Genomic DNA, 19,157 nt, shown 5'->3' with positions numbered 1-19,157 from the left:
GAAGAAATCCGGACATAACGTCACATCTGTTCAACCCGATGTCACTACCCAGTGGTATCGGGCCACCACGGTACGCCGATCTTGGCCCGCCGGGCCAGTGAACCGCGCCGAAATCCGGGGTGGCCCCGGCGTTCACCCGCCGGGATCAGATCCGGCCGTGCTCCAGGGCCAGCGAGGAGAACAGCTCCACACCCACCGCGATGGCCCGCTCGTCCACGTCGAAGTTGCCCTGGTGCAGGTCCCGGACGCCCTTCTCGTGCGGGGCGCGGACGCCGAGCCGGGCCAGCGCGCCGGGCGCGTGCTCCAGATACCAGGAGAAGTCCTCGCCGCCGAGGCTCTGCTCGGTGTCCTCCACCACCGGGCCGCGGCCCTCGGCGAAGCGGGCGGTCATCGCCGCCTCCAGCTGGGCGATCGACTCCTGCTCGTTGACCACCGGCGGCACCCCGCGGTGGTAGTCGATGGTCCACTTGGCCCGGTAGGTCTCGGCGATCCGGGCGACCAGCTCGTCCATCACCTCCGGCGCCTCCCGCCAGCCGGCCAGCTCCAGGCAGCGGACGGTGCCCTCCAGCTCGGCGTGGAGCGGGATGACGTTCGGCGCGGAGCCGGCCGCGATCCGGCCCCAGACCAGCGAGACGCCCCAGCGCGGGTCCATCCGCCGGGAGAACGCGGACGGCAGGTCGGCGGCCAGCTTGGCGACCGCGGTGACCAGGTCGGTGGTCAGGTGCGGGCGGGCGGTGTGGCCGCCGGGCCCGTCCAGGGTGAGCAGCACCCGGTCGCAGGCCGAGGTGATCGCGCCGACCCGCAGCCCGATCCGGCCGACCTGCACCTTGGGGTCGCAGTGCACAGCGAAGATCCGCCCGACGCCCTCCATCCCGCCGGCCTTGATCACGTCCAGCGCGCCGCCGGGCATCACTTCCTCGGCGGGCTGGAAGATCAGCCGGACCGGCTGCTTCAGCTCGCCCGCCGCCCGGGCCCGGGCCAGCACCAGGGCGGTGCCGAGCACCACCGAGGTGTGCACGTCGTGCCCGCAGGCGTGGGCCCGGCCGGGCAGGGTGGAGCGGTACGGCGCGTCCGTCTTGGTGTCGTCGATCGGCAGCGCGTCGATGTCCGCGCGGAACGCCAGCAGCTTCGTGCCGGGGCGGGTGCCCGCCGGGACGATGTCGACCAGCAGGCCGGTGCCGCCGGGGAGCACGGTGGGCTGCAGCCCGGCGGCGAGCAGCCGCTCGCGCAGCAGCCGGGTGGTGCGGAACTCCTGGCGGCCCAGCTCCGGGTGCCGGTGCAGGTCACGGCGGAAGGCGATCAGCTCGGCCTCGTAGGCGCGTACCCGGGAGCGCAGGTCTGCGGCGGGGCGGACGTCGGTCGCGAGGGCGGCCCGGGCGGCGGGCTGAGGATCGTTCACCTCAACCATCGTAGGCCGGTGGTGGGCTTTCTGCCCGGCTTCCGTCGAAGAGCTCACCGGATTGGTGCATACCGGCCGCGCGGATGGGTATGACATCTCGATTCAGCCGCCTTTCGGACGATCGCTGCCCTGTGCAACGACCCGGGCGCGTTCCGGACACGCGGCCTCCCCCCAACCAGGTCAAACGTTCCCTCTGCGCGGGCAAAGCTTTCTCCCACGCCCTTGAGTCCGGCACAACCGTGCGAATAGACAGCTTCCGCACAGTCGAACAGACGTGCATGACACTCCGTCAACTCACGAAGTGGGGGGAACCGTCGTGCCCATCGCACGCCACCGGCTCGCCGGACTGGCCGCGCCGCTGACCGCGGCCCTGGTCCTGGGAACCATCGGGCTGGCCGCCCCGGCCGGCGCCGCCACCGCCGGCGACGGCGCCGCCGCACCGACCGCCAAGGAGCTCACCGGCACCCACCCCGCCTGGGCCACCGCCCAGGCCGACGCGGGCGCCGTACCGGACTCCGCCCCGGGCAGCGCCCGGATCTACCTGGCCGGCCGCGACCGGGACGCGCTCGCCGCGCTCGCCCGCGCCGTCTCCGACCCCTCCTCCCCCGCGTACGGGAAGTACCTCGGCGACGCCGACGCCAAGGACCGGTTCGGCGCCACCCCCGAGCAGGTCGCGGCGGTCACCGCCTGGGTGACCGGCGCCGGCCTGACCGTGGACGCCGGCACCTCGCACTACCTGCAGGTCTCCGGCACCACCGGCGCGCTCACCCGCGCCTTCGGCACCGGCTTCCGCAGCTACCGCACCGCCGACGGGCTGCACCGCGCCCCGGTCAAGGACGCCACCGTGCCGCCGGCCGCCGCCGGCGCGGTGCTCGCCGTCGGCGGGCTCAGCGACGCGGTCCGGCCGAACCTCTCGCACGCCGTCTCGGTCCGCGAGGCCGAGCAGCGCGCCAAGGCCGCGCTCGCCGGCCCCGACGCCAAGCAGCCCGCCACCCTGCCCACCGTCCCCACCTGTTCCGAGGACGGCTACGGCTCGAAGACCGCCAAGGGCGCGCCCGAGGGCTACGAGAAGAACGAGCCCTTCGCGCCCTGTTCCTACGTCCCGAGCCAGCTCCGCAAGGCCTACGGCGTGACCGACGCCAAGGTCTCCGGCAAGGGCGCCCGGATCGCGATCATCGACGCCTACGGCCTGCCCACCATGGAGCAGGACGCCGGCCACTTCGCCACCCTGCACGGCGACCGCCCGTTCGCGCCGGGCCAGTACACCGAGTACGTCACCCCGGAGAAGTGGGTCCACCAGGACGAGTGCGGCGGCGCCGACGGCTGGGCCGGCGAGGAGGCGCTCGACGTCGAGATGGCCCACGGCCTCGCCCCCGACGCCCAGGTGGTCTACGTCGGCGGCAACTCCTGCTACGACGACGACCTGTACGACGCCATGGCCAAGGTGGTCGACGGCCACCTCGCCGACGTGGTCTCCAACTCCTGGGGCGAGATCATGCACGGCACCGGAGGGGACCTCGACCCCGCCGTGGTCGCCGCCGACAACCAGCTCTTCCAGCTCGGCGCGGTCACCGGCATCGGCTTCACCTTCTCCTCCGGCGACTGCGGCGACAGCTCTCCCGGCGCCGCCGCCACCGGCGTCAACTGCCAGGCCGACACCAGCCAGGCGCAGGCCGACTGGCCCTCCGCCTCCCCCTGGGTCACCTCGGTCGGCGGCACCGCGCTGCAGCTCGCCGACAAGGCCGGCCACTACGGCCACGAGGTCTCGATGGGCGACCGGCGCTCGGTTCTCTCCGCCGACCAGAAGTCCTGGACGCCGTTCCCGGGCAACTTCTACTTCGGCGGTGGCGGCGGCGTCTCCAAGGACTTCGCCCAGCCCTGGTACCAGCACGGCGTCGTCCCCGACTCCGTCTCGCACACCGCGGCCGACGGCACCGCCTCGGCCACGCCGCTGCGCGCCACCCCCGACGTCGCGATGAGCGGCGACCTGGTCGCCGCCACCCTGGTCGGCTACACCTCCGGCGGCACCTACAGCGAGGGCGGCTACGGCGGCACCTCGGTCTCCGCGCCCGAGTTCGCGGCGATGGTCGCCGACGCGATCGACGCCCGCGGCGGCCGCGCGATCGGCTTCGCCAACCCGTACCTCTACGACCGGGCCGGCACCGGCGCCTTCCGTGACGTCGACGACGCCAAGGTGCACACCAAGCTCGGCAACGTGGTCGACCTGGGCGAGGTCAACGGCGTCCTCAAGGTCCGCCTGTACCGGATCGCCTCCGACTACGGCCTGACCGCGACCCGCGGCTACGACACCGCCACCGGCCTCGGCACCCCGGCCACCGGGTTCTTCCGGCGCTGAGCCGCTGCGCTTCCAGGGGCGCGGGGCACTGTCCCCGCGCCCCTGCCTGTTGTCCTCCTGGGATGATCTGTGCGGATCGACCGGACACGGAGGGACAGGGCACATGAGCGAGCAGAAGGTGGCGGTGGTCACCGGCGCCAGCAGCGGGATCGGCGCGGCGACCGCGCGGCGGCTGGCGGCGGACGGCTTCCAGGTGGTGCTGACGGCCCGCCGGACCGAGCGGATCGAGGCACTGGCCAAGGAGATCGGCGGCCGCGCGTACACCGTGGACGTCACCGACCGGGCCGCGGTGGACGCCTTCGCCGCCGAGGTCGGCCGGGTCGACGTGCTGGTCAACAACGCGGGCGGCGCGATCGGCGCGGAGACCGTGGAGGCCGGCGACCCGGCGGACTGGCTGGCCATGTACGAGGTCAACGTGCTCGGCGTGCTGCACGTGACGCAGGCGCTGCTGCCGGCGCTGCGCGCGACCGGCGACGGCACGGTGCTGGTGATGTCCTCGACCGCCGCGCTGGCCGCGTACGAGGGCGGCGGCGGGTACGTGGCGGCGAAGCACGCCGCGCACACCATCGCCGCGACGCTGCGCCTGGAGCTGTGCGGGGAGCCGATCCGGGTGATCGAGATCGCCCCGGGCATGGTGAAGTCGGAGGGGTTCGCGGTCACCCGCTTCCGCGGTGACGAGGACAAGGCGGCGGCGGTCTACGCAGGCGTGGCGGAGCCGCTCACCGCCGAGGACATCGCGGACACCGTCTCCTGGGCGGTCACCCGACCGAGCCACGTCAACATCGACCTGCTGGTGGTCCGCCCGCGCGCCCAGGCCGCCAACCACAAGGTGCACCGGGAGCGCTGAGCGGACGCCGGTGAACGCCATGAGGCAGCGGATCACAACTTGATAGCTCGTACGAGTGAATTCCGTCCGCTGCCTCCACAACTGATGAGCGCTCAACTACCGTGGTGCCGCTGCCCGGGCGGCCCGTAGCGGGTCCTGGGGCCGAGGTACGTCGCGCAACCGCACAGCACCTACTTTCGTCTCTGGAGCATCCCCCCTTCCCGCCCTCACGAGGAGGACCCGCTGACCAGTGACATCCCGCCGCAGCGTCTGGACGCGCGGACGGATCCGTCCCTGCTCGGGCTTCACCGCTTCAACGAGGCCGACTCCGGCGCCGCCGAGGAGGCCCTGCTCGCCTGCTGCGGCAGTCACCGGTGGGCCCTGCGGCTCACCGCACACCGGCCGTACCCCGACATAGAGTCCCTGCTCGCCGCCGCCAGCGAGGCGTCGTACGACCTGCGGCCGGCCGACCTGGCCGAGGCGCTGGCCGACGAGAGCTGGATGCCGCAGCCGCTGCTCGGCATGCGCGCCCCCGGAAGCCAGGCGGCGCACACCGCCCTGCGGGCCGCGCACGCCGCGTACGAGGCCCGGTTCGGCCACGTCTTCGTGGTCTCCCTCGACGGGGTGGAGCCGGAGGAGATGCTCGACAGCGTGCTCACCTCGATCCGCACCCGGCTCGCCAACGACCCGGACGAGGAGCGCCTGGTCGCCTCGGAGGAGCTGCGCCGGATCGCGCTGACCCGGCTGGAGCACCTGGTGGCCACCCACGCGGCGGCCGGCAAGCGCTGACCGCACCGCTGTCGCCCGGCACCGGGCCCCGTTCCACCGGAGCGGGGCTCAGTGCCGGGCGAGCCTGGCGAGCTGCGCCCGGACCACCTGCCGGTCGGGCTCGGGCGCCGGCTCCTTCGGCGAGCCCACCGTGGTGAAGACCGCCAGCACCTCGCCGGTCCTGGCCATCAGGGCCCGCTGGACCAACGCGGTGCCCTCGGATTCATTCGTCAGGGTGAACGCGGTGGCGGCGTCCGCTCCCTCCGGGGTGGGCGTGTCGATCCGCTGCAGCCGGTGCGTGGTGGTCGGACCGCCCGCGGCCGCGGAGTGGAAGACGGTACAGACGGTGAGGAGCTGGTCGAGCTCGGCCCGGATCCGCTCGGCCCGGCCGGCCCGGAAGGCGAGCAGCCCGGCGTAGACGCTGCGCCGCCCGTCGTCGGCCCGGGCGATGTCCAGGTCGGCCTCGGCGAGCGGGCCGGAGCCGCTGGCCCCGGGCGAGACCGCGTCCAGGATCGGCTGGCAGGCGGGGCGGTCGGCCTTCTCCCTCGGCGCGGTGGTGTCGCCCTGGCCGGGGTTCATCAGGGTGACGGTCCAGCCGGGTCCGAGGTCGGCGTCGGTCAGGGCGGCGGCCCGCAGCGCGGCGGCGTCCGGCTCCGCCGACGGCGCGGCGCTGTCGGAGGACGGCGCGGGGGCGGTGGAGCCGCAGCCGGCCAGCAGGGCGAGGGCGCCGGCCGCCAGGGCGCGGACGGCTCGGGTGAGGGGCATGCGCGCACCGTAGCGCAACGAACCGACTACCCTGCGTCACGGTTCCCGTCTGGATTAGCCCGTGCGTGCCTGATTGATCACACCTGGGGCCCCCGGAGGCATTGGCGGACACGGCGTCGATAGGATGCTCGCGGCCGGTGGACCGTACCCGGCCGGGCTGACCGACACCGAAGCCGGCCGAGCCCCCAACCCCGCTTCCGGAGGGTTTTCCGTGCCGGCTGGAACGCTGTACCGCGGCCGGGAAGGCATGTGGAGCTGGGTGGCTCACCGAGTCACCGGCGTCCTCATCTTCTTCTTCCTTTTCGCGCACGTCCTCGACACCGCCTTGGTGCGGGTGTCGCCCGAGGATTACGACACCGTCATCTCGACCTACAAGACCTGGTACGTGAACCTGATGGAGTACGGCCTGAGCGCCGCCATCCTGTTCCACGCGCTGAACGGCCTGCGGGTCGTGGCGGTCGACTTCTGGGCCAAGGGCCCGAAGTACCAGAAGCAGATGCTCTGGACCGTCGTGGGTGTCTGGGTCGTCCTGATGGCCGGCGCCTTCTACCCGATCCTCCAGCACACCCTTCGCACCTGGTTCGGGGGCTGATCTCCATGTCTGAGACCAAGGACGTGATCGTCCCCGCCCTGCAGGCCCACACGGGCCAGGGCCTGGGGACGGGCAACCCGGCCGACGGCTTCGTCGTCGAGCCGGCCCGCGCGCGCAGCAAGAAGACCCCGCGCCGCACCCGCACCAACTTCGAGATGCTCGCCTGGCTGTTCATGCGCCTGTCGGGTGTCGTCCTGGTGGTGCTGGTCCTCGGCCACCTGCTGATCAACCTCGTCCTCGACGGCGGCGTCTCCAAGATCAGCTTCGCCTTCGTGGCCGGCCGCTGGGCCTCGCCGTTCTGGCAGGTCTGGGACCTTCTGATGCTGTGGCTGGCGATGCTGCACGGTGCCAACGGCATGCGCACCGTCATCAACGACTACGCGGAGAAGGACTCGACTCGTCTGTGGCTGAAGGGCCTCCTGGGTGTCGCGACCGTGTTCACGGTCCTGCTCGGCACCCTGGTGATCTTCACCTTCGACCCGAACATCTGACGAGCCAGAGGCGACTGACCCCCATGCAGATTCACCAGTACGACACTGTCATCGTCGGCGCCGGTGGCGCGGGCATGCGCGCGGCCATCGAGTCGACCAAGCGCAGCCGCACGGCGGTGCTGACCAAGCTCTACCCCACCCGGTCCCACACCGGCGCGGCCCAGGGCGGCATGTGCGCCGCCCTCGCCAACGTCGAGGAGGACAACTGGGAGTGGCACACCTTCGACACGGTCAAGGGTGGTGACTACCTGGTCGACCAGGACGCCGCCGAGATCATGTGCAAGGAGGCCATCGACGCCGTCCTCGACCTGGAGAAGATGGGTCTCCCCTTCTCCCGGACCGACCAGGGCCGGATCGACCAGCGCCGCTTCGGCGGCCACACCCGCAACCACGGCGAGGCCCCGGTCCGCCGGTCCTGCTACGCGGCCGACCGCACCGGTCACATGATCCTCCAGACGCTGTTCCAGAACTGCGTCAAGGAGGGCGTGGAGTTCTTCAACGAGTTCTACGTCCTCGACCTGCTGCTCAACGAGGGCAAGACCGCGGGCGTCGTCGCCTACGAGCTGGCCACCGGCGAGATCCACGTCTTCCAGGCCAAGGCCGTGGTGTTCGCCTCCGGCGGCACCGGCAAGATGTTCAAGGTCACCTCGAACGCCCACACCCTGACCGGTGACGGCCAGGCGGTGGCGCTGCGCCGCGGCCTGCCGCTGGAGGACATGGAGTTCTTCCAGTTCCACCCGACGGGCATCTGGCGGATGGGCATCCTGCTCACCGAGGGCGCCCGCGGCGAGGGCGGCATCCTGCGCAACAAGGACGGCGAGCGCTTCATGGAGCGCTACGCCCCCGTCATGAAGGACCTCGCGTCCCGTGACGTCTGCTCCCGCGCGATCTACACCGAGATCCGCGAGGGTCGCGGCTGCGGTCCGGACGGCGACCACGTCTACCTGGACCTCACGCACATCGAGCCGGAGCAGCTGGACGCCAAGCTGCCGGACATCACCGAGTTCGCGCGCACCTACCTCGGCATCGAGCCCTACACGGACCCGATCCCGATCCAGCCGACCGCGCACTACGCCATGGGCGGCATCCCGACCAACGTCGAGGGCGAGGTGCTGTCGAACAACACCGACATCGTCCCCGGCCTGTACGCCGCCGGCGAGGTCGCCTGCGTGTCGGTGCACGGCGCCAACCGCCTGGGCACCAACTCGCTGCTGGACATCAACGTGTTCGGCCGCCGCGCGGGCATCGCCGCCGCCGAGTACGCCGAGGGCGCCGAGTTCGTCGAGCTCCCGGCCGACCCGGGCGCGCTGGTGCAGAACATGGTCGACCAGCTCCGCGAGTCCACCGGTACCGAGTCGGTCGCGCAGATCCGCAAGGAGCTGCAGGAGTCCATGGACACCAACGCGTCCGTGTACCGCACCGGCAAGACCCTGGAGCAGGCCGTCCAGGACATCGCCGGCCTCAAGGAGCGCTTCAAGAACGTGGCGATCCAGGACAAGGGCATGCGGTACAACACCGACCTGCTGGAGGCCATCGAGCTGGGCAACCTGCTCGACCTGGCCGAGGTGCTGGCCGTCTCCGCGCTGGCCCGCGAGGAGTCCCGCGGCGGTCACTTCCGCGAGGACTTCCCGAAGCGCGACGACGTGAAGTTCATGCAGCACACCATGGCGTACCAGGAGGTCGCCGCCGACGGCTCCACCTCCATCCGCCTCGACTACAAGCCGGTCGTCACGACCCGCTACCAGCCGATGGAGCGTAAGTACTGATGAGCACCCCGACTGTCGAGAAGCACTCGGCCGCTCTGGACGCCGCCGAGGCGGGCGCCGGCCAGCTGATCAGCGTCACCTTCCGGATCCGCCGGTTCAACCCGGAGGAGCACCCGGACCCGGTGTGGGTCGACTACCAGCTGCAGATCGACCCGAAGGAGCGCGTCCTGGACGCGCTCAACAAGATCAAGTGGGAGCAGGACGGCACCCTGACGTACCGCCGCTCGTGCGCCCACGGCATCTGCGGCTCGGACGCCATGCGGATCAACGGCCGCAACCGGCTGGCGTGCAAGACCCTGATCAAGGACGTCAACCCGGAGAAGCCGATCACGATCGAGGCCATCAAGGGCCTCGCGGTCCTCAAGGACCTGATCGTCGACATGGACCCGTTCTTCCAGGCGTACAAGGACGTCATGCCGTTCCTCATCACCAAGGGGAACGACCCGACCCGTGAGCGCCTGCAGTCGCAGGAGGACCGCGAGCGGTTCGACGACACCACCAAGTGCATCCTGTGCGCCGCGTGCACCTCGTCGTGCCCGGTGTTCTGGAACGACGGCCAGTACTTCGGCCCGGCGGCGATCGTCAACGCGCACCGCTTCATCTTCGACTCGCGCGACGAGGGCGCCGAGCAGCGCCTGGAGATCCTGAACGACCGTGAGGGCGTGTGGCGCTGCCGCACCACCTTCAACTGCTCGGAGGCCTGCCCGCGTGGCATCGAGGTCACCAAGGCGATCCAGGAGGTGAAGCGCGCGCTCGTCACGCGTCGCTTCTAGTCCACCGCCCTGAGGGCCCGTCCGGAGTTCGCTCCGGACGGGCCCTCAGGCGTTCCGGCGGCGCGGTGCGGTGACCAGGGTGAGCAGCAGCGGGCCGAGGAAGAGCGCGGGCGCCATCGCCCGGTGGTCCTGTCCGGTGGCGGTGGCCAGCAGGCCGGCCTGGACGGCGAGCAGCACGGCCGCGCCGACCGGGAGGGCTGCGGGCAGCCGGTGCCGTCGGGCGTGCACCAGCAGGGCGACGCAGGCGATCCAGCTCCAGGTGGCGCCGCGCCACAGCAGCCAGTCCAGCTGCGGGACGCGGAACGCGGTGTGCAGCCAGGCGGCGGCGCGGCCGAGCGGCCCGCGGGTGGTGTCCGGGGCGCGCACCCCGGTGGCGCCGCCGAGCTCCGCCGGGCCGGGTCCGACCGACCAGGCCAGCTGGCCGCGGCACAGCCGGGCGGCCAGCACCAGGTCGGGGCGGCGGCCGAGCAGGGTGGTCCACCGGTCGGCCGGCCCGGTGAACTCCGGTGCCCGGTAACAGCGTTCACCGGCCTGGTCCCAGTCGGCGAGCGGCGCGGCGGCGGCCAGGTCGGCCCGCTCGGCGGCGGTGAAGGCGCCGGGGTCGCGGTGGTACGCCACCGCGAGGTCGCCGAGGCGCAGCGCGTGGACCGTGTTGGCGGGCGGGCGGTGCACGCCGGGGATCCGGGCGATGCCGAGCACCACCGGGACCACCACGGCCACCACCAGGGCGAGGGCGATCCGGCGGCGGGCCCCGCCGAGCAGGAACAGCAGCGGCGCGGCGGTCAGCAGGACGACCAGCGGGCCGTGCGGGTGCAGGGTGCCCAGGCCCAGCAGGGCGGCGGCCAGCACCAGCAGGTCCAGCCGCAGGACCGGGCCGCGGCCGTCCAGCGTGCCGTCCGCGCGGCGGGCCAGCAGGCGCAGCGCGGCGGCGGTCGCCAGCACCACGCAGACGGTGAAGGGCACGTCCGGGGCGAGCGCCACCACGAACGCTCCGGTGGGCGGGGCCGCGGCCAGCAGCAGCGCGGTCGGGGCGGTCCAGCGGGCCCGGGTTCCCAGGCGGGCCAGGGCGGCCACCGTGTAGCCGAGGGCGAGTGCCGCGAGGGTGGTCTGCGCCAGGGCGAGCGGCCCGGCGCCGCCGGCCAGCCGGACGGAGCCGCGGAGCGCCGCCGTGTACAGCCCGTACGGGTCGGCGCCGCCGTAGCCGGCGGCCGGCGCCCGGTGGTCGGTGGCGGCCCACCAGAACAGCCAGACCGCCTGGGTGGCGGCGGCCACGGCGAGCGGCATCCGCACCCGTGAGCGGGCCCGCCGGTGCCGCCGGTGGCCCTGGGAGCGCACCGGTTCGGCCACGGGCGAGGGCCTGAGGGTCGCGCTGCCGGACATGTGGCCTCCCCTGCGTCCCCCACACCCCGGGACGGGCGCCTCGACCGCCAGTTCGGCCGAGTGTGTGCGGCAGGCTAGCAGCAGCCCCCGCCCCGCCGTCCATGCTCCTGACAGGACGGGCCCGTCCGATCGCGGGATCGGACGGGTCCGGGTGCGCGGGAGGCGGGGATCAGCGCAGCGTGCCGAGGTCCTTCGGCGCGGTGGTGCCGCGGTAGGTCAGCAGGTGGCGGTCGGCGGTCACCGCGTACAGGTCGGGCAGGCCGTCGCCGTCACCGTCGCCGGAGCTGCCCAGCGTCGGGTAGTCGGCGACCGGGAAGGTGCCGAGCACGGTGCCGGACGCCGGGTCGGCGAGCGCCGAGAAGTCTCCCGCCACACCGCCGCCGAGCGGCAGCGGGTAGGCGCGCAGTGTGCCGGTGGCCCGCTCGCGGGCCCAGAGCGCGACCGACCCGTCGGCGGCCTTGCCGGGGGCGACCAGGTCGTAGCCGGCCCAGACCCCGCCGGTGGAGAGCTTCTTGACGTTCCAGAAGGAGAACACCGTGCCCGGATCGGTGAACAGCCACAGGTCGCCGTTCTCGACGGTGGCCACCGACGGCATCGGGTACTGGTCGAGGGTCCCGAGCGAGACCAGCTGGTCCGCCTGGGCCCAGGTCAGGGCGTAGTCGGCGGGGCAGACGACATCGCCGCAGGTGGACGGGCGGCCACCCACCATGGCGCCCGTTCCGTCGAACGCCCCGAGCGAGAAGTTCCGGAGGACGTCGATGTGGGCGTTCCCCAGCCCGTGCACGTAGAGGTCGTCGACCGGCGCGTGGACGTCGTCCCAGCCCCGGTGCGCCACCTGGAGGCCGTTCCAACCGCCCCCACCGGGTGCGACCCTGGCGGGGACCACCGAGGTGGGGGTGGTGTCGGTCGCGGCCGCGCTGATGACCTGCAGGTTGCCCGCGGCGTCCGGGAGCAGGATGTCGGGCACCGCGTCGCCGTCCACGTCGCCCGGGGTCTGCGGCGGGTTGGGGTTCGACGGCGCGTAGAAGCTGTAGGTGACGGGCTGTCCGGCGTTGCCCGCCCGGTCCACGGCCTGGACGGTGAGCAGGCTGGTGCCCCAGTCCTTGGGCTTGAGCTGGACGGTGGCGGTGCCGTCCGGGCCTGCGCCGGCCTGGCAGTCGGAGCCGACGCCGAGCGTCCCGTTCAGGACGTAGCGGAAGCAGGCGACTCCGGAGCCGGCGTCGGTGCCGGTGAGGGTGAAGGTGCCGAGCTGGCCGGCGTACTTTTGCGGGGTCCCCCCGCTGCCGGACTCGGGGAAGTCGGTGGAGGCGACGGTGAGCCCCGGGGCGGTGGCGTCGATGCCGAAGGTGCAGGTGCCGGTGGGCTTGTCGCTGCCCGGCCGGTACTCCGGCCAGGCCTGCCAGGTGTAGCCGGTGGCCTCGGCGAGGCCCGTGGGGCGGACCTGGACGGTGCCGTCGGCGGCGGTGTCGGCGGTCCGGTCGAGGACCTTCTTCCCGGCGGCGTTCCAGACCTTGAAGCGGGCGGCGGGCGCGTCGGTGTGCGCGGTGAGCACGGGCTCGGTGGTCTGCCAGGCGGCGCAGTCGGCGGTGACGGCGGAGCGGCCGTCCTGGGCGCCGGCGACGGGCGCGGCGACGGTCAGCAGGACCACGGCGGCGGCGCCCAGCGCGGCGGCGGGTGTACGGCGGTTGACGGGCAAGACAGGGGCCCCCTCGGACTCGTCCGGATTCGAACGATCGGAGACTCTGTCAGCGGGTCGGACGCCGCGTCAAAGGGATTCCGCGCCCTGCCGGCGCAGGGCCCGCAGGCCGCGGACGCCGATCGCGCCGACGGCCAGGCCCAGCGCGAGGGAGGTGACGGCGAGCAGCAGGTGGACCCAGAAGAAGGCGGTGGGCTGGGAGTGGTCGCCGCCCACGAAGGCCTGCCCGCCGGAGTCCTTCCAGAGGTTCTTCACGAAGGTGGTCCAGATGAACAGCGACCAGACGCCGAAGGCGGTGAGGAACCAGGACACGGTGCGGCTGAGCTTCATGGCACCCAGTATCGCCGGTGCGCCGGGCGGCCCAGCGGCGGGCACCCGAACGAGGGAAATCTGCTTATATGCCAGGGATCGTCCGGGGCCGCGGGTACCTTCCCCCAATGCAGCTACTCCGTCGCTTCGGACTCCTGCCGACCGCCGCGGTGATCGGTCTGCTGGCCCCGGGTCCCGCCGTCGCGCTGACGGCCGACGGACCGCCGCCGGCCCGGCCGGTGATCGGCGGGGCGCGGCTGGCCGCCTCGGGCGTGCAGGTGGCGCCGCGGGCCGGGGCGCCGGCGCTGCCGGCGGACCTGACCGGGAAGTCCTGGGTGGTGGCGGACGCGGACTCCGGCGAGGTGCTGGCCTCGTTCAACGCCCACGCCCAGCTGCCGCCGGCGTCCACCCTGAAGATGCTGTTCGCGGACACCGTGCTGCCCAAGCTCGACCGGTCGACGGTGCACCGGGTGGCGCCCGCCGAACTGACCGGCATGGGCCCGGGCTCCAGCCTGGTCGGGATCAAGGAGGACCTGGAGTACCGGGTCGAGGACCTGTGGCGCGGGGTGTTCCTGAGCTCCGGCAACGACGCGGTCCGGGTGCTCGCCCACATGAACGGCGGGATCGAGCGGACCGTCGCCGAGATGCAGGACCGGGCGCGGACGCTGCAGGCCGGCGACACCCGGGTGGTCACCCCGGACGGCTACGACGAGGACGGGCAGCTCTCCTCGGCGTACGACCTGACCCTGTTCGCCCGGGCGGGCCTGCGCAACCCCGACTTCCGGGCGTACTGTGCGACCCGCTCGGCGCAGTTCCCCGGCGCGGTGGACAAGGCGACCGGGCAGCGCGGCTCGTTCGGCATCGCCAACACCGACCGGCTGCTGGGCCACTACCCGGGGCTGATCGGGGTGAAGAACGGCTACACCACCAACGCCGGGGCGACCTTCACCGGCGCCGCCGAGCGCGGCGGGCGGACGCTGCTGGTGACGGTGATGCACACGGCGACCAACCCGAAGGTGTACGACGAGACCGCGGCGCTGCTCGACTGGGGCTTCGCGGCGGCGGGCAAGGTGGCGCCGGTCGGCACGCTGGCCGAGGACCTGGCCCCGCCGGCCGACCCGCCCGCGGCCGCCGCCGGCCGGTCGGCGGCCGCGCCGCAGGCCGCCCCGGCGGTGCTCACGGTCGGCGACGGCGGAGCAGTGGGGTGGGCGACGGCGCTGCTGGGCGCCGGCGCGGCGGGCCTGGCCCTGCTGCGCGCCAGGACGGTGCGCCGCCGCCGCTGAGCGGTCAGTAGGCGGCCAGCGCCTCGTCCCGGGCGGCGTCGGCCTGGGCGAGGGCCCGCTCGCGGGCATCCTTGCGGTCGGCGAGCGCGGTCCAGGCGGCGCAGTACATCAGCAGCCGGGTGACGAAGTTCATCCAGAGCAGCAGGGCGACCGGGACGCCGAAGGCGCCGTACAGGCTGCGGCCGGCGACCGAGCCGAGGTACGAGGAGAGCAGCACCTTGAGCAGCTCGAAGCCGACCGCGCCGATCAGCGCGCCCTGCAGCAGGTCGCGGCGGCTGCGGCCGGTGGCCAGCTGGTCGGTGATCAGCGGGAACGGGCCGAGCAGGTAGGCGAAGAGCAACAGGTCGGCGCCGACGGCGATCAGGAAGCCGATCGCGGTCAGCGCCCAGCGGCCGGCGCCGCCGTCCAGGCCGATCGCGTCGGCCAGCCGGCGGGCCAGCGTGGTGGCGGCGGCGGAGGCGCCGAGCGAGAGCAGGCAGACCGCGCCGAGGCCGAGCAGCACCACGCAGTCGCGGGCCTTGAGCAGCACCGGGTTGCCGGACTCGGCGGGCAGCCGCCAGACGTCCCGGATCGAGCCGCGCATGGTGTCCACCCAGCCGAGGCCGGAGAGCAGCAGGATCACGCCGCTGACCAGTCCGACGGTGGTGGCGTTGGCGACCAGCGAGTCCAGGTCGAGCGCGTCGGACAGGCCGGGCAGCTGCTCGGAGATCTTGTCCTGGAGCTCCTGCACCCGGTGGTCGGAGAGGGTCGCCACCGCGATCGCCAGGGCGACGGTGAGGAGCGGGAACAGCGCGAGGAAGCCGAAGAACGTGACCGCGCCGGCGAGCCGGTTGGCCTTCACCGCGGTGAAGTGTTCGTAGGTCCGGTACGGGCGACTGCGCATCACCCTGGCGGCGGCGGGCCCGATCACGGGCAGCTTGGTGAGGAACTCCACTCAGGGTGTATACCGTGCTGCGCAGCGCCCATGCGGGACCGGCACGGCCGCGTCTCGCGGGTGCCGGCTCCCCCGGCCCGGCCTGGCCACGCGACGATCAGCGAGGTTCGGCAGGTAGGATTTCGGCTGGTAACCTGCCGGATCTTCCCGTCCGGACACCCCGGTCGCACTCCCTGATGAAAGGCTCTGCGCAGCCGATGGCACCCCGCCTCTCCGTCGTCGTCCCGATCTACAACGTCGAGCGCTACCTGGAGGAATGCCTCGACTCGATCGCCGCACAGACCTTCAGCGACTTCGAGTGCGTCATGGTCGACGACGGCTCCAAGGACTCCAGCGCCGCGATCGCCGACGCGTACGCCGCCAAGGACTCCCGCTTCCGTCTCGTCCGCCAGGAGAACAAGGGCCTCGGCGCGGCCCGCAACACCGGCTGGCGCCACCTCTCCGAGGGCACCGAGTTCCTGGCCTTCGTGGACAGCGACGACACGCTGCCGCCGAGCGCCTACGAGCTGATGATCGGCACCCTGGACGAGACCGGGTCCGACTTCTGCACCGGCAACGTGCTGCGCTTCCGCGCGGTCGGGTACTACCCGTCCGGCGGCCACCGCAAGCCGTTCAAGGAGACCCGGCTCAAGACCCACGTGACCGAGATCCCGGCGCTGGTCACCGACCGCACCGCGTGGAACAAGGTCTACCGCCGCACCTTCTTCGACACCGCCGGCATCCTCTACCCCGAGGGCATCCTGTACGAGGACGCCCCGGTCAGCGTGCCGCACCACTACCTCGCCAAGAGCGTCGACGTGCTCTCCGAGCCGATCTACCACTGGCGCGAGCGCGAGGTCGGCGAGATGTCGATCACGCAGATGAAGACCAACCCCAAGGGCGTCATCGACCGGGTGAAGTCGATGGAGCTGGTCCGCGCCTGGATGCTGGAGCAGACCGACCCGAAGTTCCGCGGCTACCTCAACTCCTACGACGAGAACAATCTCCTCGAGGAGATCCCGATGTTCTTCTGGTCGGTGGCGGAGGGCGACCCGGCGTACAACGCGGCCTACCAGGAGTCGGTCAGCCGGCTGCTGCGCGCGATCGGCCCCGAGCAGGTGCGCAAGCTGCGCGCGCCGCTGCGGCTGAAGTACCACCTGACGCTGCAGGGCCGGATCGACGAGCTGATCGAGCAGATGGAGTTCGAGAAGGACAGCAACGGCGCGGCCCCGGCCCGCGGCCTGCTGCGTCCGTACGCGGACTACCCGTTCCTGCGCGGCGGCCGCAAGAGCGTGCCGGCCGAGCTGCTGCGGCTGAACAACGCGCTGGTGATGCGCAGCCGGCTGTACGAGGCGACCTGGCAGGAGGGCAAGCTGCACCTGACCGGGCACGCCTTCCCGGAGCACCTGGGCGCCGAGAGCAAGCACGACATGATCAAGGTGCTGGTGCTGCGCGAGGCCAAGGGCCGCCGCGTGGTCATGGTGCAGACCCGGACGACGTACAGCCCGGAGGCCACCGCCAGCTCCCCGCACGCGCTGTACAGCTGCGACTGGGCGGGCTTCGACGCGGTGATCGACCCGACCCGGCTCAAGCACCGCGGCCAGTGGAAGGACGGCTCCTGGCGGGTGCTCATCGCGGGCGCCGGCAAGGGCGGCGTCTACAAGGGCCGGGTCTCCGGCGGCTGGAGCGACACCGCCGAGTACCCGCCGGCGCACTGGGTCGACCGGGACGTGCGGATCACCTCCTGGCTGAAGGACGGCCACGTCAACCTGCGGGTCGAGCTGGTCAAGGCCCGCATGACCGCGGTGACCGCCGCGCGCGGCACCGTCCGGATCGAGGGTTCGGCGCTGTCCGGCGCCGAGCTGTCCGGCGCCGTCCTGCGGCTGACCCACGCCGAGTCGGACCGGCCGCTGACCTTCCCGCTGGAGCTCGGCACCCCCGTCGACCGCAGCGTCCCGTTCTCCGCCGACGTGCCGGTCGCCGAGCTGACCGCGGTCCGCGACGCGTGGAACGCCCTCGACCCGGCCGCCGACGAGCGCTACCGCGACCACTGGGACGCCGCCCTGCTGCTCGCCGACGGCACGGTGCTGCCGATCGCGGTGGACGAGCGCGCCGCGGCCACCCACGTCGACGTGCCGATCGGCACCGACGGCGCCCGCGCGCTGTACTCCAAGCCGTCCTCCAACGGGCACCTGCAGCTGTGCGACCAGGTGCTGCAGCCGGTCGTCGAGGAGGTCACGGCCGCCCTCGACGGCGAGGGCTTCGTGCTCAGCGGCAGCTTCCCGCTGCCCGGCGCGCACCGGTACGAGCTGGTGATCCGGCACGACTGGCGCGAGGAGGAGCACCACTACCCGGTGGAGATCGCCGACGGCCGGTTCCGCGCGGCGCTGCCCGCGGTGCCGACCGCCAGCTACGCCGGCCAGGTGCCGCTGCACAAGGGCACCTGGGAGGTCTACTTCCGCCCGGTCGACGCGCCGGCCGACTCCCACTGGCCGCAGATCCTGCTCGCCCCGTCCTGCCACGCCGCGCTGCCCGTCGAGGTGCTCGCCCGCGGCAAGCGGGTCGCGCTGGAGCGCCGCCAGTTCGACCTGCTGTCGCTGGAGTCGCACGAGGTGCTGCCGCCCGAGGAGCGCAGCGGCTACCGCCAGCGCACGCAGCGCGCCGCCTACCCGGCGATGCAGCAGCGGCCGCTGACCGACACCGTGGTGTACTACACCGGCCGCCGCAGCCGCTACGCCGGCTCGCCGCGCGCGATCCACGAGGAGCTGGTGCGCCGCGGCACGCCGGTGCGCCACCTGTGGGCCAGCGACGACCTGCAGGCCGACCTGCCGCAGACCGCCGAGCCGCTGCGCCGCTGGTCGCCGGAGTGGTACGAGGCCCTGGCCACCGCCAAGTACGTGGTGACCAGCTCGCACCTGCCGGAGTTCTTCACCCGGCGGCCCGGCCAGCAGGTCGTGCAGACCTGGCACGGCACCCCGCTGAAGCAGATCGGCCACGACTTCGAGAAGGTCTGGTTCACCGACTCGGAGTACCTGGAGCACCTCGACCGCGAGGTGCCGCACTGGTCGCTGCTGCTGTCGCAGAACGAGGTCTCCACCCCGGTGCTGCGCCGCGCCTTCAAGTACGAGGGCACGGTGCTGGAGACCGGCTACCCGCGCAACGACGTGCTGTTCGCCGCCGACCGGGAGAAGACCGCCGAGCAGGTGCGCGAGCGCCTCGGCCTGCCCGAGGGCAAGAAGGTGGTGCTGTACGCGCCGACCTACCGCGAGGACCGCCGCCGGCCGCAGGACGGCTACCAGCTGGACCTGCGGATCGACTTGGCCGCCGCCAAGGACGCGCTGGGCGAGGACCAGGTGCTGCTGGTCCGCGGCCACGAGCTGGTCTGCGCCCGGGTGCCGGAGGCCGGCGACGGCTACGTCTGGGACGTCACCAGCTACCCCGACATGGCCGAGCTGCTGCTGATCACGGACGTCCTGGTCACCGACTACTCCTCGGTGATGTTCGACTTCGCGGCCACCGGCCGTCCGATGGTGTTCTTCACCTACGACCTGGAGCACTACCGGGACAACCTGCGCGGCTTCACCTTCGACCTGACCGCCCAGGCGCCGGGTCCGATGGTGGGCGACTCCGCGGAGCTGGTCGCCGCGCTCGGCCGGGTCGAGGCCGACGCCGCCGCCCACCGGGAGGCCTACCGCGCCTTCCGCGAGGCCTACTGTTCGTTGGAGGACGGTCACGCCTCGGAGCGGGTTGTGGACGCGATGCTGGGGGACTGATCGCACACGCCGCACCGGGGGATTTTTTCACCGGACATTCATTGACCAGGGGTGTCTTCGCCCTGTG

The 19,157-nt window shown here is 72.8% G+C and carries 15 protein-coding genes; 9 read left to right on the top strand and 6 right to left on the bottom strand.

Annotated elements, in window-relative coordinates:
- Window positions 1–145: 145 nt before the first annotated feature.
- Entirely contained in the window at window positions 146–1,408 is a 1,263-nt protein-coding gene (locus tag ACGFX4_RS05880) for an amidohydrolase (RefSeq protein ID WP_393070612.1), read from the bottom strand.
- Window positions 1,409–1,715: 307 nt separating this feature from the next.
- On the opposite strand from ACGFX4_RS05880, the gene ACGFX4_RS05875 reads away from it, so the two are divergent.
- The 3 genes from ACGFX4_RS05875 (at window position 1,716) to ACGFX4_RS05865 (ending at window position 5,370) form a co-directional block, all read left to right on the top strand.
- Window positions 1,716–3,755: a protease pro-enzyme activation domain-containing protein gene (locus ACGFX4_RS05875; protein ID WP_393070610.1), complete on the top strand. Its 2,040-nt coding sequence runs from the start codon at window positions 1,716–1,718 to the stop codon at window positions 3,753–3,755.
- 103 nt (window positions 3,756–3,858) lie between these two features.
- Window positions 3,859–4,602, top strand: coding sequence for an SDR family oxidoreductase (locus ACGFX4_RS05870; protein ID WP_393070608.1), 744 nt, complete (start codon window positions 3,859–3,861; stop codon window positions 4,600–4,602).
- 222 nt (window positions 4,603–4,824) lie between these two features.
- Window positions 4,825–5,370 (top strand): 2-oxo-4-hydroxy-4-carboxy-5-ureidoimidazoline decarboxylase, encoded by a 546-nt coding sequence (locus ACGFX4_RS05865; protein WP_393070723.1) that lies wholly within the window; start codon window positions 4,825–4,827, stop codon window positions 5,368–5,370.
- A 48-nt stretch (window positions 5,371–5,418) separates the two neighbouring features.
- On the opposite strand, the gene ACGFX4_RS05860 is transcribed toward ACGFX4_RS05865, so the two are convergent.
- Window positions 5,419–6,114 (bottom strand): hypothetical protein, encoded by a 696-nt coding sequence (locus tag ACGFX4_RS05860; RefSeq protein ID WP_393070606.1) that lies wholly within the window; start codon window positions 6,112–6,114, stop codon window positions 5,419–5,421.
- 211 nt (window positions 6,115–6,325) lie between these two features.
- On the opposite strand from ACGFX4_RS05860, the gene sdhC reads away from it, so the two are divergent.
- From sdhC to ACGFX4_RS05840, 4 genes are read left to right on the top strand one after another with little or no spacing between them, the layout of a single operon-like run.
- Window positions 6,326–6,706, top strand: coding sequence for a succinate dehydrogenase, cytochrome b556 subunit (sdhC, locus tag ACGFX4_RS05855; RefSeq protein ID WP_393070604.1), 381 nt, complete (start codon window positions 6,326–6,328; stop codon window positions 6,704–6,706).
- A 5-nt stretch (window positions 6,707–6,711) separates the two neighbouring features.
- Window positions 6,712–7,197 (top strand): succinate dehydrogenase, hydrophobic membrane anchor protein, encoded by a 486-nt coding sequence (sdhD, locus tag ACGFX4_RS05850; RefSeq protein ID WP_393070602.1) that lies wholly within the window; start codon window positions 6,712–6,714, stop codon window positions 7,195–7,197.
- A 23-nt stretch (window positions 7,198–7,220) separates the two neighbouring features.
- The gene (sdhA, locus tag ACGFX4_RS05845; protein ID WP_393070600.1) at window positions 7,221–8,963 is read left to right on the top strand and encodes a succinate dehydrogenase flavoprotein subunit; all 1,743 of its coding nucleotides are present in this window, start codon (window positions 7,221–7,223) and stop codon (window positions 8,961–8,963) included.
- Complete coding sequence (locus ACGFX4_RS05840) at window positions 8,963–9,736, top strand: succinate dehydrogenase iron-sulfur subunit (protein ID WP_393070598.1); 774 nt, start codon at window positions 8,963–8,965, stop codon at window positions 9,734–9,736. The genes sdhA and ACGFX4_RS05840 overlap by 1 nt, the downstream gene beginning before the upstream one ends.
- A 45-nt stretch (window positions 9,737–9,781) precedes the next feature.
- On the opposite strand, the gene ACGFX4_RS05835 is transcribed toward ACGFX4_RS05840, so the two are convergent.
- The 3 genes from ACGFX4_RS05835 to ACGFX4_RS05825 form a co-directional block, all read right to left on the bottom strand.
- The gene (locus ACGFX4_RS05835) at window positions 9,782–11,116 is read right to left on the bottom strand and encodes a hypothetical protein (RefSeq protein WP_393070596.1); all 1,335 of its coding nucleotides are present in this window, start codon (window positions 11,114–11,116) and stop codon (window positions 9,782–9,784) included.
- 169 nt (window positions 11,117–11,285) lie between these two features.
- Window positions 11,286–12,812, bottom strand: a complete 1,527-nt coding sequence (locus ACGFX4_RS05830) for a hypothetical protein (RefSeq protein WP_393070594.1) — start codon at window positions 12,810–12,812, stop codon at window positions 11,286–11,288.
- A gap of 69 nt (window positions 12,813–12,881) precedes the next feature.
- Window positions 12,882–13,142, bottom strand: a complete 261-nt coding sequence (locus tag ACGFX4_RS05825; RefSeq protein WP_393070592.1) for an SCO4848 family membrane protein — start codon at window positions 13,140–13,142, stop codon at window positions 12,882–12,884.
- Between the two features lie 107 nt (window positions 13,143–13,249).
- Here ACGFX4_RS05825 and ACGFX4_RS05820 point away from each other — a divergent pair, with 107 nt between their 5' ends.
- Window positions 13,250–14,404 carry a D-alanyl-D-alanine carboxypeptidase family protein gene (locus ACGFX4_RS05820; protein ID WP_393070590.1) on the top strand — a complete coding sequence of 385 codons (1,155 nt, stop codon included), beginning with the start codon at window positions 13,250–13,252 and terminating at the stop codon, window positions 14,402–14,404.
- A gap of 4 nt (window positions 14,405–14,408) precedes the next feature.
- On the opposite strand, the gene ACGFX4_RS05815 is transcribed toward ACGFX4_RS05820, so the two are convergent.
- Window positions 14,409–15,338 carry a YihY/virulence factor BrkB family protein gene (locus ACGFX4_RS05815; RefSeq protein WP_393070588.1) on the bottom strand — a complete coding sequence of 310 codons (930 nt, stop codon included), beginning with the start codon at window positions 15,336–15,338 and terminating at the stop codon, window positions 14,409–14,411.
- A 197-nt stretch (window positions 15,339–15,535) separates the two neighbouring features.
- On the opposite strand from ACGFX4_RS05815, the gene ACGFX4_RS05810 reads away from it, so the two are divergent.
- A complete protein-coding gene (locus tag ACGFX4_RS05810; RefSeq protein WP_393070586.1) occupies window positions 15,536–19,090 on the top strand; it encodes a CDP-glycerol glycerophosphotransferase family protein in 3,555 nt (1,184 codons plus the stop codon).
- Window positions 19,091–19,157: the final 67 nt, after the last annotated feature.

The sequence above is a fragment of the Kitasatospora sp. NPDC048365 genome, assembly GCF_043200835.1.
In the GTDB taxonomy this organism is placed as follows: domain Bacteria; phylum Actinomycetota; class Actinomycetes; order Streptomycetales; family Streptomycetaceae; genus Kitasatospora; species Kitasatospora terrestris.
This window is presented reverse-complemented; position numbering and strand designations above follow the sequence as displayed.